We start from the raw sequence: 16,591 nt of genomic DNA, 5'->3' as shown, positions 1-16,591 counted from the left end.
ATTCGACCGCAATGATGCCGGTAGTGTGATTGCCGCGCAGGCTGCCCTGCGGCCGTGGTAGGGTTGTTTTGCCAAAACAACCGGAGCGAAGTCAGGCACCTTGGCTCGAACGCGCATGGGGCAATGGCTTTGAGGTCCCTGAGTGGAGGCGGATCCGTGAATGGCGCTGCCCGGCGGTATGAGGCCATACCGCCCTACCGGTTAGATTTCCAGCCATTCGACCGCAATGATGCCGGTGGTGTGATTGCCGAGCAGGCTGCCCTGCAGCCATGGTAGGGTTGTTTTGCCAAAACAACCGGAGCGAAGTCAGGCACCTTGGCTCGAACGCGCATGGGGCAATGGCTTTGAGGTCCCTTAGCGGAGGCAGATCCGTCAATGGCGCTGCCGGCGGTATGAGGCCATACCGCCCTACCGGTTAGCGTTTCAGCCCTTCAACCGCATTGATGCCAGCGACCGTGTTGTTTTTTAAAGTTCGTTGTTAGATCGTGTGTGAACGAACCATCCAACCAGCTGTAACGAAGAATCTCGATCCGCGTCTCTGCCAGACGCAGCAAATGAAACCCGGCGGGTTCCCCCTTGGTGCGGGTGGAGCAGACGGTGGATGACTGGGACACGACCACATTCCGGTCGTCGTGCCCAAGCTCAATCACCCCTGCGTAGGACTGATGAAAATGACCGGCAAAAACGATGTCCACTTTTCCCATGGCCAAGGACCGCTGCACCAGCGGCAGTGGCGAAATCAGCACTCGCGAGGTTTCATCCTTACGGTGCAGGGGGTGGTGAAAAGCCACCATGCGCAGACCTTCCGCATCATCAAAACCGGTCGCAATTCGCTGCCCTTGGAAAGGCGAGAGAAATCCCCGTGACCAATCGATATGCAAACCGAAAGGAGTCGACGAATTAAAACCTAACAAACGCCCGATCGTTAAGTCGAGCGTCGGCTCAAGCTCCTCGTTGATGTATTTTTTATAGCGCCGGAACGGACGAAAAAAGCGATCGATCGGCTGGTTCAACAGCGGCACATCATGGTTTCCTGGGATCGTAAACCGTGGCTCGGGCAATCGTTCTAACCAAGCACTGGCCGCCACCATCTCCCGCTTGCGTGCTCGCATGGAAAAGTCCCCGGGGACCAGGGTAAGATCAGGCTGGATCTCCGCTGCCAGGGCAATCGCCGCCTCGGCCTGCTCAAGATCAACAGCGCCGAAGTGGGGGTCTGAGAGTTGGAGAATTTGATACATCGTCGAGCTTTAAACCTCTGGGTTGGGGATGAGCATGCGCAAGGCATGGGGGATTAGTTCGATTTTCAAGGGCGACGGCAACTGCGTCACTTCGCCATCGATCATGATCTTAATCTCCTTCTTGCCTTGGAAACTGAGTGTCGCCGCCGTGACCGAGACCTCTTCCATGTCCGGGTCCTGGCTACTTTTTCCTAACAAAAATGAAAGCATCCCCCGCAGCATTGCCCATCGCGTCAGGTGCCGGAATACGTAGACCGTGGCCTTCATGCGGTCGACCTGTTTCCGTTCGGGGATGATCCCCAGGGTATCGCGGTATGCACCGGGCACCACGGAGAGCATACGACTCTTGAACTGATGCTCAACTTTTTGCTCCCCATCGGTGCCGGTGATGGTGACTCGGTAGACGGTGGATTTCGCAAAACGGCTCACCGTCCAGCCGAAGATCCGTAGTGACTTACGCCACCATTTTTTCCCATGATACTCATCGATCATGCGAGCCATTTTCGGATAAAAGCCGATGATCGCGGTGCACAGGCAAGGTCGGTTGCCGATTTTCATCAGCTGAATGTCACGAGGTTCCGCACGGGCCAGGGTAGTGAGCGCCGAATCAAGCTCCAACGGAATATCGTGGTCGCGTGCAGCGAGATTAAACGTCCCCATCGGCAAAATCCCCATGGCGATGCCAGTGCCTGCCAGCATACCGGCTGCGGTGTTGACCGTGCCATCACCACCAGCCACGAGTATCCCGTCCGGCTTTTGCGGTATCACTTTTTGGAAAACCGACTCCACTTCCGCGCCACGCGTCATTTTGACGTCCAACGTAACTTCATATTCCGCCATGCGTTGCCGCATCATGGTCGAGAGCTCTGCCAGATCGGACTTCTTCGCGAGACCTGACTCTTGATTAACGATGGCGATGAATTGACGCATTGGGGATGTATTACCATAGCCAGCATCCGCCACTGCGCAAATGCCTACCTTAGCGCAGCGCTACAAGCTCTTTCGCTGACGAACAAAGTCACTCACAGCCAATATTATGCATGTCATTACAATGTGTATTTTAAATTGACGTTCATTGTCAGAATGCGCAAAGATGACATATTGTAAGGTTATACCTAAACATTCAACACATATACATTCATTAAAACGATGAAAACTACACACCCCCATCGAAACGGAGGCTCCTCACACGGCCACACACAATCCGGCTTCGCACTCATCGCCACGATATCGGTGATGGTGCTCTTATCCATGATCGCATTGGCGATGCTCTCACTGTCCAGCATCTCCGTGCGGTCTTCAAACCATGACCAAGCCATGGAGGAAGCTAGGCACAATGCTCGACTTTCATTGATGATGGCCATCGGCCAGCTGCAGTCGCTATCAGGGCCCGACACGCGAGTGACCGCGAGCTCACGTTTACTGTCGGAAAGCCACGTGGCTGCGACCGGCGTTTGGAGAAGTTGGGAAGGGACCGATCATGACGGCACGGGTAAACCGAAGGCTCCGGACTACGACCTAAAAACACGCACAGGTGACCCTGACAAAGATCCCGCCAACGCCAGTGACGATGGACGTTTCCTAGGTTGGCTGGCTTCTACCTCGGCCAGCCCCAGCGTCGATGACCTCAGTGATTTTTCCAAAACTGCAACCGATGATTACATTCTAATGCTAGGCTCCGGCAGCGTGGCCAGCCCCGATGAACATGTCTACGTCAACCCCTTACCGGTGAACGATGGCCGGGGTGCGGTCGCTTGGTGGACCAGTGGGGACAACAGCAAGGCGATGATTAACACCGACCTCACCGAAACACCATCCTCTGTGGTGGAGTGGCATCAGCGTGTGCGCTCGAATGGACGTGCCGATGCGGAAACCTTTGGACTGGGGAAAATCAATGACCGCGCTGTGGGCTCCACCGTTCCCAGCAGAGAAAGTCTAGAACTCGTAGAATCAGGCGCCGAGGTGCGAAAATTCCACGATCTCACAACCTATAATCGAGGTCTGTTGACCAACACTGCCACGGGAGGCTGGAGAAAAGATATCTCTCTGCTGTCCGAGCAGTATCAACAGCTTCCTAACACCGACCTTCCATCGTTCACCATGGAGCCTGGAGACATTGAAACTTTTGACAAGGCCACACAGAGCAGCTTCCCCAACGATGCCTTGATTTACCCATGGTCGAGCTACCGCAACGTCCGCAATACAGCATGGGGCAAGGTCCCACCCATCTGCTCTTGGACCGCCTTGGTGGATTACGCGTTGCAATACCAGAACCTGACCAGCGGCTCATCAGCCAAGACGGCCATGAACACCCACATTTCTGGCATTGGCGCCAATGACCGTTATAACTTTCAGGAAAAAGTTCGTCGTATTCCGCAACTGGCACGCATTCAGTGGGTCTTCTCACTCTGCTCCACTAAGCAAGTGAGTGGCACCAATGCGGGGAAATACAAACCAGGCCTGATGCTCACGCCCGTGGTCACGCTATGGAACCCCTACAACGTGGAACTTACCACCTCAGCCTATCAAATGAGAATCCGCCGCGAAGGAATTGTGCCTCTGAGGTTCTCCTTTAAAGTGGGATCAACCGTCTACCCGCTCACCTCGATTCCGCAGATCACCAACGGGGATATCACGCTGAGGATTCGCAACTCATTCACCCTTGCCCCCGGTGCCACGCGTATTTTCGGACTGAGCAATAACAGCCCGCAAGATGCCGCTAATCGCACACTCGATTTGGTGCCCGGATACCAGCCCGGTGGCGGCTTGCGATTTTATCGCATTAATTCAGGTAATGAAGTTTACGTGAATGCCAGCGATCCATACAGCATCGAAGAAGTCGCCTACAATGATACCTCTGCAGGGAACGGCAGCATCGGTATCTACTTCGATACCACGATCAATAGCTCCTACACCTTGGCCCAGCGCATGGGCTATCGTGAAGATCAGCTCGGAGGCTCAGATGTTGTCGAGCAGCTTTATCCACCGCTCACCCAGAGTGCCGAAGTCGACCGTGTCGACGATGTTGAGGACACTGGCAGCTATGCCTTTGCCAGCGCAATCTTCGGCTTCCGTATGGCAACCCCCATCTCATCCGCGCCAGAGCACCAGCACCTTTATTCGAAAGGCATGCTGCAGAGCAATCCGCTCAATTACTATGCGGAGGTGGGCAAAGAAGATAATGGGTCCAGCCTTACAACGATGGCTGGCTCTGGCGTATTCCACCCGATCAACGCCCCCTATGATTTTGCCTTCTTAGACGTGAATGGCTGGAATGATACGCGTTATATCCCCCAATTTGATGCCAGCACAAACAGCGGATATATCGTCTCCGGTTTATCGGCCTACGACGGACTGACACGTAGCGTGATGGCCGAGCTCCCGACCCGACCACTACAAAGTTTAGCGCAACTGCAGCACTTCGACGCCCGCAACAACAACCCCATCCCCCCATTCCAGTTCAACTTGATCGGCAACGGCTCGGCTCATCCACTTTTCGAACCCACCCAGGTCTCGGTCTCGACGTCTGTGAACTCAGGGATGATCAACGACGACACTTATATGCTCAACCATCTCCTCTTTGACGACTGGTTTGTATCCTCCATCGCGCCTGACCTCGATGATTTCAGCAATTCGGAAGATCGAGATTATGAAACCGTCTACCGCGACCATGTCACAGGCGTCGAACGACTACCCAACCGCTTCTACCTGCCAGCCAGCGGGGCCGATGAAGATGCCGTCAGTGACCATGTCAACTCAGCCACCAACGTTTACACTTACGCCTCGATTGCTTCCCAGCTAGAAGTAGCCGGTATGTTCAATGTGAACTCGGTATCCGTCGAGGCATGGAAAGCTATTTTGAAACACAGCCGCGATAGCGAAGTCCCCTATTTGGCATCGAACGGCAGCACCACCTCTGATGCGCCAAGGTCCTATCCCTACCCCAGAACCTCAATCGCTGGCGATCAGGCGGTAAATTCCGGCTCCACCGAATCCAACCCATTGAACAGTGACGCCGCCATTTTTGCTGGCTACCCGGCACTCACGGACGAGCAAGTGGACGCGCTCGCCGAGGAAATTGTTGAGGAAATCCGCAAACGTGGACCATTCCTCTCGCTCTCCGAGTTTGTGAATCGTCAACTTTCTTCGGACAAGGACCTTGCCATTGCCAGCACTATTCAAAAGGCACTCGATAATTTGGCAGCCATGGGCACCTCAGCAGAGAACCCCTTTGCTGAAATCCAATCAAGAGCCTTTGAGATCACATCTCCTCCTCCAGGAAACACCGATTACAAATTCCCAGAAGCCGCTCTGGGGTCCTCCGCTTTCGGAGTGCCCGGCTGGGTGCGCCAGGCTGACATTCTCACCCCACTGGCCCCCATCATCACCGCTCGTGACGACACCTTCACCATCCGAGCCTACGGCGATGCCAGAGATGCCTCTGACCCTGATAAAATCGTCGCCACCGCATGGTGTGAAGCCACGGTGCAGCGCAGCGCCGAATTTGTCGACCCCAGCGACCCCAGCGTCATCGACCCTTATTCCACAGAGATGAAGTCTGAGGTGAACAAGCGTTATGGACGACGCTATCAGATCGTAGCATTTCGCTGGCTTGCAAAAGATGAGTTGTAAAAAGAAACCTTGTATCCACCTTCATCACCCCTACCTTAACTGACACTCCCCCCATGAGAATTCAGTCGATTATCCTTCTCGTGCTCCTCGTAGCCGCCCCCATGCTCTCGGCTCGCACTGTGCGAGCGATTTTCCTTCAGCCCCACCGCGGAGCTCCGAAAACAGCCTTTCTCTTCACAGGAACCAAGTCGATAGAGATTGATCTGCCCAGACGCAATCTCTCCCCCCAAGTGGAGATACCCGAAGGGAAGGTGACCTTGGCCGTGAGTCAGAGCAAGCTTACCGAGGGAGTTGAAGTTCCTCGTGGCATCCAGTCAGTCAAGATACCCGCGCAATGGAGCCGCTGCTTGTTAGTGTTCATCCCAAAGCCCAACCGACCCGGTTTCCCCGCCGTCGTCATGGCCATCAATAGCTCGGACAGTAACATCGCCAAGGGAGACACCATGGTTTACAACCTCTCCGATGCACTTTTCATCGGTAAATTCGGGAATCAGACTCAGCTCTCCGTTCGCCCGAGGAAATCAGGTATCGTCAAAGCCCCCATCGATAAAAGAGGCTCGTATCCTGTGGCCATCGATTGTGTCTTACCTGAAACAAAAAAACGTTCTGCCATTTGTCGCACCAACTGGATGCATCACCCAAAAGCTCGTCAGATTCTTTTTGTCGTCCCCTCATCGGGCCAGAAAGTCCCGCGTGTCTGGGGCGTGCTCGATCGGAGGGATGAGAGAAAAGAACCGTGATCTCTAATCACGAAAACGTATCGTTCCCAACTGCACTGTCCAACGCCGTTGGGCGGATTTTTCAAGAGCTGAACATTGCAATTTTTGAGCGACTGGGCAGGTTGGGATCATGGCAGTATCCCACTGCTTGATTCACGATGACATTCAGCGCTCCAGAGTGGTTTTTTCTGCTACCCGTCTTTATCCTGTTAGGTTTGCTATGGCGGTCCTTGCAATTGTGGAAACCACTGCGTGCGCTGTTGCTGCTGACACTCACGGTCTTGTTAGCCGACCCCCATATCAACAAGCAACAGGACGCACTCGACCTGTGGGTGATGTTAGACCGCTCTGAATCCACCGAGGACCTTGTCGACAAAGGCTTGCCGGAGTGGAAAAAGCTGTTGGAGAAATCAAAACCTTCGCGCCAAGACCGACTTCATTTCATCGATTACGCCTCCGAAGTCGTGGAGCAAAAACCTGGCACCGAGACCGCCGTGTTCACCGGCAGCCGGAAGATGACGCGCACCAATCTGGCGATCCAAAACATCACCGCCCTGGCACCGAAAGACCGACCATCGCGCATCCTCGTCTTCAGCGATGGCTACTCCACGGAGCCCCTCTCCGAAGCAGCCGCCAAGCTCAGCTCGATGGGAATCCCCCTTGATTACCGCTTGGTGAGGGAGGAAACCACCGATGACTTCCGCGTGGCCCGCATCCACCTCCCGGTCAGAACTCAGGTGGGCGAGCCCTTTGTTTTAGGCGTCACCGTGCGTGGCTTCACCGATACCACCGTGCCCTTGATCATCAAACGCAACGGCCAGACACTTTCAGAAACCCAAGTCAAAATCACCGGGGGCACCGGCAAGGCGGAGTTTACTGATCGGATCGCACGCAGTGGCTCTTATGAATACACCGCCGACATCATGCCGGAAAAAGATGCCCACCCAGGCAACAACCGGGCGGAGCGATGGATCGAGGTAACCGGCGGCCCACGCGTTCTGTTAGTCAGCAAATACATCGACGATCCTCTAGCAGCCGCCTTGAAAGATCAGGACTACGATGTGCAGGTGGTCAGCGAACCAGGCAGTCTTAGAGTCGGGCAGCTCGCCGGTGCGCGCTCGGTGGTGTTTAACAATATCCCCGCCTTCGAAGTCCCCGCCGCCTTTCAAGACGCGCTGAACTTCTACGTGCGCGAGCAGGGTGGAGGCTTCATGATGGTGGGAGGGAAACAATCCTTCGGCTCCGGTGGCTATTTCCAATCACCCATCGATCCCCTGCTGCCCGTTTCCATGGAGTTGAAAAACGAGCACCGTAAGCTCGCCGTCGCCATGGCAATCGTCATGGACCGCTCCGGCTCGATGTCGATGAGTGCCGGTGCCGGAAAATCCAAAATGGATCTCGCCAACACCGGAGCCGCCCGCGCGGTTGAGCTGTTGGGCACCATGGATCAGGTCGCCGTCTTTGCCGTCGATAGCGAAGCCCACAAGATGGTCCCCCTGGTAGAAATCCAGGACAAGAAAAATGCCATCACCGGCAAAATCCGCCGCATCAAATCTCAGGGCGGCGGCATCTACGTTTACAACGGCCTGAGCGCCGCGTGGAAGGAGCTGAAGAAGGCCAGCGCCGGCACCCGCCATATCATCCTCTTTTCCGATGCCGCCGACTCCGAAGAGCCCGGCGCTTATAAGAAGTTGTTAGCCGAGATGACACGTGAAGGGGCCACCGTTTCCGTCATCGGCCTCGGCACCCCGGCCGACAGCGACGCCAAGCTCCTGCAAGAGATCGCCAAGCTCGGCAAGGGCCGTTGTTTTTTCACCACCCGCCCCGCCGACATCCCACGACTATTTGCCCAGGAAACAGTCACCATTGCGCGCTCGGCATTCGTCACCGATCCGGTAGGCACTCGCGCCACAGGCAAGTGGAGTGAAGTCTCGGCCACCCCCTTCAGCTGGCCTGCACAGGCTGACGGCTACAACCTTTCCTACGCCCGCCCAGATGCCACCACCTCCCTAGCCACCACCGATGAATACCTCGCGCCACTCGTCGCCCACGCCCGCCGTGGCATCGGACGCACAGCGGCTGTCTCCTTTCCCTTGGGTGGGAAATACTCTGAAAAAATCCGCGCTTGGCCACCATATGGCGACTTCATCCAGACCCTCACCCAGTGGCTGATGGGCGATCAATTACCGCCAGGAATCGGGCTCAGGCATCGGCTCGAAGGCACTCGCCTCACTATCGATCTCCTCTACGATCATGAAGAATGGGGCCAAAAATTCGCCATCACCCCGCCGCGAATTCGCCTTCTGGAAGGCGACGCCGCAGGCACCCCTTACGAGGTGGCCTGGAAACGCATTGCACCGGGTCGTTTCTCTCTCACCAGAGACTTGGAAGAAGGCAGTCTGATCCGCGGTGCGATTCAAACCGGAGAACACGCCATCCCCTTCGGCCCACTCATCGTTGGCTCCAGCACCGAGTGGGCATTCGATCCCGACCGCCTTGCCGAACTCCGCTCCGTCTCAGCCCAAACTGGCGGACGTGAGCTGGTGGATCTTTCCCAGGCCTGGATGCGCCCGCCACAAATCCACGATACCGACCTTCGGATCCCGCTTGCGATCATCGCATTGCTCTTGGTCGTTCTCGACGCACTAATTACCCGCACGGGATGGAAATTGCCATTGCCTGCGATCACGCAACGCCCCGCCAAAGCCAAAGTGATCCAACCAAGCCCCGCCGCCGTGCCGACAGCGCCCCCAGAACCTTCTATCGCTAAAGCTTCACCGCCACCATCCAACCCGAGCGCCGCCCCGGATGTGACGATGCCGGAAACAAGCCGGAGCTCACGCTTCAGCCGGGCCAAGAAAAAGCGGTAACCCATTTCCCAGCTCTCCCTAGGTCTCGCACTGTGACAGAAAAATCAGATGCACCCCCGCAGATCCTGTGTATGTTACAGGCTCAACATCGCATTCGTCCTATCATCCATGAACTCGTCATCGTCCTCCAACCAACACAGCGCACCTCCGGTCGCTCTCAGCATTGCTGGTTCTGACTGCTCAGCGGGTGCCGGCATCCAAGCCGATCTGAAAACCTTTCAGCGCCTTGGTGTGCATGGCCTATCAGCCCTCACCAGCGTGGTGTCTGAAACGCCTCTAGAAGTGCGCGAAATCGAAGCCACAGCCCTACCTCTGCTCCAAAGTCAGATTCAAATCCTACTCGAGAGCTACCCTGTGACCGCTGTGAAAACGGGCCTGCTACCATCACGTGCATGCATCGTCGCCGTCTGTGAAATCTTAAAAGACCTCGATATTCCCATCGTGGTGGATCCGGTCATGGTCGCCTCCAGTGGTTCCGCGCTAATGCAAAATGACGCCGCTATGGCCATCGCCGATCGGCTCATCCCCCTCACCACTCTGGTCACTCCAAATATGCCCGAGGCCTCGGTATTGCTCGATCGCGAAATCCGCAGCGAGCGCGATCTCGAACCAGCGGCCAAGGAAATCGCTGAAAAATTCAACACCTCCTGCCTGGTCAAAGGAGGCCATCTTCCCGGCACGGACGATCGCTTAGACGTGCTCTGGCACGATGGCGCCGCCTACCGCTTCCAGCATCCGGACGCCCACATTGGCTCCGGCATTCACGGCACCGGCTGCGCGCTTTCCTCCGCCATCACTGCGGGCATCGCCCACGGTCAATCCGTCGAGACTGCCGTGGAAAACGGGATCAAAACGGTGCAAGAATTAATCACCGGCTCATATCAATGGACGCACAACGACCGCTCTGTGCGCTGCCTTGGATGGTAAAGCCCCCTCACAAGCAGCAATATCCTCCACTTAGCCGGATAATTAAGAAAACTTAACAAGAAACCCTCAAATCCCTTGAACATGGCACCCGCTGCGATGTCTTACATTTACCACGTGCATTCACCCCCCAGAACTGATACCCAATAACTTATGAGTCACTCCCACGAATCTTCCCCCCTCGCCCCCCAGTTGACCCGCGTGAGCCTCACCCTTACAGCCTGCCTGATCATGACTTCATGCAGCAATTTCAGCGCGACAGACCTCGCTAAGAAGTCGGTCAAATCGGTGAAATCCATCTCATCAAACATCATCCCGTCCCGTGTGCCCATCGCCACCGTGCGAGCTCAAGATTTGCAAGAAATGCCCACTGGTGCCGATCGCGCTCTCGCTTGGGAGCGCCATCTCAATTCTCAGCGTTTCGCCTCCAACTCGCGCAGCTGGTTTTCTCCTAAAAATTACAAAGCACCTACCCTGCCGGACGAAAGAAGCCTACCTACCGACGGAGGCCTGCTTCCCCCACTGAATCCCGGCCAAGGATCATCGCTCGATGGTGGAGGATCTCTCCCCGAGCTCTAGTATTCTCAGGTGGCGGTTTGCCCATCGCTATTTACTGTCCATCCGAATCACGCCGTCCCATCCGGGCGGCGTTTTTGTGCCCGCACTCAGCTTCATTAGCTCCTGCTGATAGAACCGGGCCACACCGGCAAAGGTGGGAGCTGCTTCGAGCTCAGCAAAGTGAGCGGTCGCTTTGCTCAAATCACCACTGCGGAAGGCGGCTACCCCTGCTTCCAAGACGAGCCGTTGTTGATCATCGTGAGGGAATGGCGTGTAGAGTGACACCGCGGCATCGCGTCCCTTGACCCGCACACTGAGCACTTCGACCCACCCCTGCGGCTCGGTCAGATGCGCATACACTGCAGAGGAAATGAGCAACTCGACAGCCAACTTTTTGGTCAAACCCTCAGTCCGGGATGCCAGGTTGACCGCATCACCAATGACGGTGAAGTCAGTGCGTTGATCCGAGCCGACCTCGCCCACCACCGCCTCGCCATGGTGAATACCGATACCTATGTGGAACGGTTCCAAGCCTTCACTCGCCCACTTCGCATTCAACTTCGCCAGCTCATGCAACATCCCTTTGGCTGCCTGCACAGAGGCCTCGGCCTGAGCTTGTGAGTCATCGCGATCCAGCCCGCCCCACGTTGCCATAATGGCATCGCCGATGAATTTATCCACCGTGCCACCATGGGCAAAAATCACCTCCACCATTTTCTCGAGGTATTCGTTCAGCTGGCTCACCAGCTGCACCGCATCCTGCTGCTCCGAACGTGTGGTGAAGTCGCGCACATCGGCGAACAGAACGGTCACCTCTTTCCTATTTCCTGAAGCTGCCGCGTAGTAGCCGGACGGAGCTTTCACGATGGCATCAGCTACATCCGGCGACATCGATCTCTGCAAATGACGGTGCAATTGCTGCCGGCGCGCACGTTCCGTGATGGCCTGCCATATCATCGCGCCAAAAATCCCGGATGAGGTCGTAGCCATCCATGGCACACCACCAATGACCACCCCGGTGAAGTAGCAGGTGAAATAGGCGGTGCCCAACCAAAGGACAAAGGCTACTGACAAGGCCAGCAGCAACCTCCCTACCCGGCTCCAGGCAAAGGCCACTGCACAAGAAACCATCAGAGCGACACCGCAAAGAATCCAACGCAACAAAAGCCCGTCGCCTAACAAGCCTTCACGATACCAAGCGTCTTCAAGAATCGCCCCCAGTGCGTGAAGGTGCAGCTGGGCACCATACACCTTACCTGCCGGCGTGTCGTGCGCGTCTTGAAAGGTGGGAGCCGCCGGCCCGATAATGACCACCTTGTCCTGAAAAAATGCCGCCTCACGATACTGCTGCCAATCGCTCGGCACAAAGATGCGATACAAACTTTGAGGCTCATAAACCTCGTCGACATTGCGCCCTTGCACCCTCGCCATGCGGAACCGGGCGATCTGACTCGGCGCGGTCGGCTCTTTTCCCAACTGCCGTGCCGCCGCCACAGAGAGAGGCACAAACACCGGCTCATCCGATCGCCGCGGCTGATTATTGACCTCTCTGAGGGTTTTACTCAGCTGCACTTCGCGCACTAGCCGATCTTTGTAATGAGGCCAGAAATTGACATAGCCTGACGGTGTTTCACTATCGAGTGGTCCTAGAAACGGCTCAATAGGTTCCACCATCTGAGTCACCGTCTGCTGATCGCCGGCGGCTTGAGCCATGAAAGCGGACGCCAGCACCACCTTGTTGCGGTGTCGCGCTATCGCAGCAGCCAACGCCTCATCCTCCTCGGCAGTGGCGCCTTGGGGGAAAACGAGATCAATGATGATCAACTTAGCCCCCGCATTGGCGAGGCGGTCAATGGCCTCTGCATAAACCCGGCGGTCCCAAGGATAACGCTTCGACATTTTTTCCAGCGTCGAGTTTCCTGCCACCACTTCCGCAGCAGGGCCGTCGAGGGTCAGGCTGGCGGAATCGATGCCCAGAAAAACAAAATCCTCTCTGGGTTTCAATCGATGGTCGTGGGCGGTGAAAAAGTCCCGCAGCATCCGTTCCTGCTTGGCCAGAAAGTCTCCCATGACCGGCAACCACCACATCGCGGCAGCGAGTAGACCGCAAATGAAGCAGGCTAACACCCTGCTCCGGGTGTCCTGATCCCAGCGACCCCACCGCAGAGTTTCGCCAGAACGCGTGCTATTATTGGTCTGTTTGCTTGTCATCGCTAATGTTAGTGCCCTAGGTTGACCTTCGTTATCTCTGTGTAACTGAACAACAACCCACCTGCCATGCGAAAAATCGCTACTCTATCAAAACCTTCAGGGTTCCTATCACCCGCCCTTGTGGTCGCTACCCTCACCGCGAGTTCTGTCGCCAGCTTTGCCATTGACGCCCTCTCACCCGTCGAACGCTTCTTGGGAGACGGCTTCGACCCAGACGAATACAGCGATCAGAACCTCGACCAGCAGAAGCGTTTCGCCCCCACCAGCCCCGGCGACTCGGACTTGGGAGACCAGTTGATTTTAAAACGTTACCAAGGACGCGCACCACTGCGTTTTGACATCGCGACCCACCTCTTCTGGACGGACAACGTGGCTAGCACTCGAAGCAACGAAGACGATGGTGTGATCTGGAAAACTCGGGCCGCCGCGTCCTGGAAACCACGCATCGGGGATAACCTCTTTGCCGATTTCTCCATCACCCAGAGCATCTATCGCTATGATTCGCCCAGCCGCCTGGACTTCGAGCGCACGGACGGTCGTGTGGGATTGGTGAAAATCGTCCCCGAGTTCTTCGACATGCTGTTTTTTGCGCGATACGAATACGCCCGTGTTACCTCTGGTTCACTCAGTGACGGAATCTACAATTCACATCGGCTGCGCGTTGGAGCCCACAAGGTCTTCCTCAGCACGCCGAAACACACCGCCTACGTCGCCTTGGATTATGCCTATGATCTGAATACTAAACCGAGTCGACTGGAGCGTGATGAATACAGCGCGCACCTTGGCTACACCTACCAAATCACTGACGACCTGAAGGCGGTCTTTTTCTATCATCTAGCACTTTACGATTACGATCAGGCTGGGCGCGACGACGTGAACCAAGTCGCTGGGGCCGAACTTTACTGGCAATTGAATCGCTCTGCCCGAGTTCACGCTTCCTTACTTTACGCGGAAAACGATTCCAACCTCTCCGACGGCGCCGCCGATTACAGCGCTTTTCAAGGAGGCCTTGGTCTTGGGATGACCTTCAATTTCTAAGCGATAAAAAACTGAATGCATCCACCGTTCACCCCGTCCTAGACAGCGACACAACAACAACGCCACTCAACAACCCCACATCGCCATGAGCCGAATCTCACTCATCACCACACTCAGCGCTGCCAGTTTATTGCTGGGGCCCAGCCTGCAGGCGGATAATTTACAATCAGCCAAAGTCACCACCCGCGTCAATGACGTCCGTTTGCACCAGCCGAACTCCTCCCGCCAAGCGAAAGTGGGAGATACCGTCCGCGGCCATACCTCCGTGCAGACAGGCCGCCGCTCTCGTGCTGAACTAACCTTCCAGGATCGGACAGTCACTCGGCTCGGAGCGAACTCAGCCTTCACCTTCCGCCAGGGCAGTCGCGATATTAATCTCAATCAGGGCTCTATTTTACTACAAGTTCCCAAGAGCGCCGGAGGAGCTACCATTCGCACAGCCACCGTCACCGCGGCAATCACAGGCACGACCCTGCTGATGGAATACAACCGTGATAAGTGGGTCAAATTAATTACTCTGGAAGGCACCGTGTCTCTCAATCTGGGAAAACAAAAAGGCAAAGGTGGCCTGTTCCGCCGAGCCCAGAAAGTTAAAGTGCCTGCCGGCCAAATGATCGTCATGCGCCCCGACGGGACAATCATCACCCGCCCGGTGGACGTTGACCTGAAACGATTGCTGGAAAGCTCCCTGCTCGCAGGCAACCAAGTCTTCGGTCCGCTCTCACCTGAAGCTCGCCGGCACATTGCTCTCGCCGTGGAAGCGCAGGAAAAACTCAAACGCAAAGGCATCTTGGTGAGCGAGAACCAAGTCAATCGCCATCCGGGTTCAAGAGTCATCGCGGACCGCAACGACCTTCGCGACATTCTCGACAAGCCAGATCCCTACGAGTACGAGACAGACTATCCTGACGATTATCCGGGAGACACAACAGGAGGCAATGGCACGCCCCCCGATGTGACCCCCTAACAGTCAGACTTAACCGATCAAATCCTATGTCAGATCATCCCAACGATAGCGAACTGGTTGCAGCAGCACTCGGCGGTGACGCGGCTGCCTGCGCCCAGATTGGCGGTCAGGAAACTCTGAACTGGCTACACGCAGTCCTCGTCAAACGAGGAGCCAGCCACAGCGAGGCCTCAGATATCGCAGCGGACCTTATCGCAGATTGCTTTGGAGGGAAAAATGGAAAACCTCCCCTACTGGAAAAATACAATGGTAAGGGCAAGGTTCGTGCTTTCCTAACTCGCGCGGCGATCAATCGACTCATCGATTACAAACGCCACGCCAAGTTCCAAGGTCAATTACCCAGCCGTAACCTGGATTCAGCACCCACAGATGAATTCGACATGCTCGCAGGCGAGGATGGCGCAAGTCCTCCGGACGAGGATCAACTCGTGGGACTCATCCGCGATGCCCTCGTGCATGCCATTAGTCGTTGCGATCCTCTCCATCTTCTGCTTATGCGCTTAGTCGTGGTCCATGGTGTCAAACAAGACGCCGTGGGAACCTTATTCGGCTGGAGCCAATCCAAGGTCAGCCGGGCAATCTCATCGGTGATGACCACCATCAAGGAGGAGACTATGGCCGAGCTGAAAGCCGCCGATCCATGGCTGGAGCTCGAGTGGGAAGACTTCCTCAGTCTCTGCCGCTCATCCACCGGCTTTCTGGTCGGCGCTAGCTCCTCTTAAAAATCGCGGATCGGAGCGCAGTAGTAGGTGGTATGCTGCGGCGCAGGCTTCGGCATGATAAAGAGTACATTGCGAATCCGGTCGCTGTGACTCCACATCTGTTTCACAAGTCGGCGCGGTTTTTTTTCTCCGCGGATCACGGCATTTAACTTCACCGGGTAATAGCCATTTTTCTGCACCGGGTTCTTGACGATTTTCAGCGACTTCGGTTTGAGTTTCAGATGCTTGTCGCCGATGGAACCGACCACTCCCGCCTCAGAAAAGTTCATCATGTAAATGCTGCCGAGGCCAAAATGCCGATCGCTGGCATTGATCGCCTGAATTCGGATGGGCATCACCCTGTTCTTCGGGTCTTCGAATACCAGCAGTAGCACCTTCTGCCACTTTTCCGGGATTCTAACCAAGGGAGCTCGCTTCGGCAGCCGCTGGCCCTCTGCCAGTGGCGAGCTGAGAAAGCGCAACAACAGATCACCCTGAGGGATCTTAAAGGTTTCGGAAAAATTGGTGCGGGTCAGTTCCGTCTGTGCCACCTGCTTGCCTCCGGCATAGAGATAGGCTTCACTGGGGGCATCCGCGGGGGCCAGGTAATACATCAATTTCACAGGGCGGCCCTTGTTTTCAGCCTCCTGAGCCAGACCGATGGCTGACAGCAATCCACTCAGCAGCAGTATCAGTCGGACCATTTTTTTATCTTGGGTTTTCATTCTCTGTA

12 protein-coding genes are annotated in these 16,591 nt (G+C 55.9%); 8 read left to right on the top strand and 4 right to left on the bottom strand.

Annotation, left to right across the window (positions count from 1 at the left end; genetic code table 11):
* Window positions 1-431: 431 nt before the first annotated feature.
* Window positions 432-1,238: a metallophosphoesterase family protein gene (locus tag JO972_RS04720; RefSeq protein ID WP_309488850.1), complete on the bottom strand. Its 807-nt coding sequence runs from the start codon at window positions 1,236-1,238 to the stop codon at window positions 432-434.
* Window positions 1,239-1,247: 9 nt separating this feature from the next.
* Window positions 1,248-2,168: a diacylglycerol/lipid kinase family protein gene (locus JO972_RS04715; protein WP_309488849.1), complete on the bottom strand. Its 921-nt coding sequence runs from the start codon at window positions 2,166-2,168 to the stop codon at window positions 1,248-1,250.
* 219 nt (window positions 2,169-2,387) lie between these two features.
* Here JO972_RS04715 and JO972_RS04710 point away from each other — a divergent pair, with 219 nt between their 5' ends.
* From JO972_RS04710 to JO972_RS04690, 5 genes are all read left to right on the top strand, one after another.
* Entirely contained in the window at window positions 2,388-5,870 is a 3,483-nt protein-coding gene (locus tag JO972_RS04710; RefSeq protein WP_309488848.1) for a hypothetical protein, read from the top strand.
* Window positions 5,871-5,923: 53 nt separating this feature from the next.
* Window positions 5,924-6,610, top strand: a complete 687-nt coding sequence (locus JO972_RS04705) for a hypothetical protein (RefSeq protein ID WP_309488847.1) — start codon at window positions 5,924-5,926, stop codon at window positions 6,608-6,610.
* Between the two features lie 137 nt (window positions 6,611-6,747).
* Entirely contained in the window at window positions 6,748-9,459 is a 2,712-nt protein-coding gene (locus tag JO972_RS04700; RefSeq protein WP_309488846.1) for a vWA domain-containing protein, read from the top strand.
* 108 nt (window positions 9,460-9,567) lie between these two features.
* Entirely contained in the window at window positions 9,568-10,386 is an 819-nt protein-coding gene (thiD, locus tag JO972_RS04695) for a bifunctional hydroxymethylpyrimidine kinase/phosphomethylpyrimidine kinase (protein WP_309488845.1), read from the top strand.
* Between the two features lie 150 nt (window positions 10,387-10,536).
* The gene (locus JO972_RS04690; protein ID WP_309488844.1) at window positions 10,537-10,962 is read left to right on the top strand and encodes a hypothetical protein; all 426 of its coding nucleotides are present in this window, start codon (window positions 10,537-10,539) and stop codon (window positions 10,960-10,962) included.
* A gap of 27 nt (window positions 10,963-10,989) precedes the next feature.
* Here the strand turns inward: JO972_RS04690 and JO972_RS04685 are convergent, their stop codons facing one another.
* The gene (locus tag JO972_RS04685) at window positions 10,990-13,029 is read right to left on the bottom strand and encodes a CHASE2 domain-containing protein (protein ID WP_343221537.1); all 2,040 of its coding nucleotides are present in this window, start codon (window positions 13,027-13,029) and stop codon (window positions 10,990-10,992) included.
* Window positions 13,030-13,218: 189 nt separating this feature from the next.
* Here JO972_RS04685 and JO972_RS04680 point away from each other — a divergent pair, with 189 nt between their 5' ends.
* From JO972_RS04680 to JO972_RS04670, 3 genes are all read left to right on the top strand, one after another.
* Window positions 13,219-14,190, top strand: coding sequence for an outer membrane beta-barrel protein (locus JO972_RS04680; protein WP_309488842.1), 972 nt, complete (start codon window positions 13,219-13,221; stop codon window positions 14,188-14,190).
* A gap of 85 nt (window positions 14,191-14,275) precedes the next feature.
* Entirely contained in the window at window positions 14,276-15,157 is an 882-nt protein-coding gene (locus JO972_RS04675) for a FecR family protein (RefSeq protein WP_309488841.1), read from the top strand.
* Between the two features lie 26 nt (window positions 15,158-15,183).
* Window positions 15,184-15,879: an RNA polymerase sigma factor gene (locus tag JO972_RS04670; protein WP_309488840.1), complete on the top strand. Its 696-nt coding sequence runs from the start codon at window positions 15,184-15,186 to the stop codon at window positions 15,877-15,879.
* Here the strand turns inward: JO972_RS04670 and JO972_RS04665 are convergent.
* On the bottom strand, window positions 15,876-16,583 hold the full coding sequence (locus tag JO972_RS04665; protein WP_309488839.1) for a hypothetical protein: 708 nt from the start codon (window positions 16,581-16,583) through the stop codon (window positions 15,876-15,878). The two genes, JO972_RS04670 and JO972_RS04665, sit on opposite strands and share 4 nt — an antisense overlap.
* Window positions 16,584-16,591: the final 8 nt, after the last annotated feature.

The sequence above is a fragment of the Oceaniferula flava genome, assembly GCF_016811075.1.
Lineage (GTDB): Bacteria > Verrucomicrobiota > Verrucomicrobiia > Verrucomicrobiales > Akkermansiaceae > Oceaniferula > Oceaniferula flava.
This window is presented reverse-complemented; position numbering and strand designations above follow the sequence as displayed.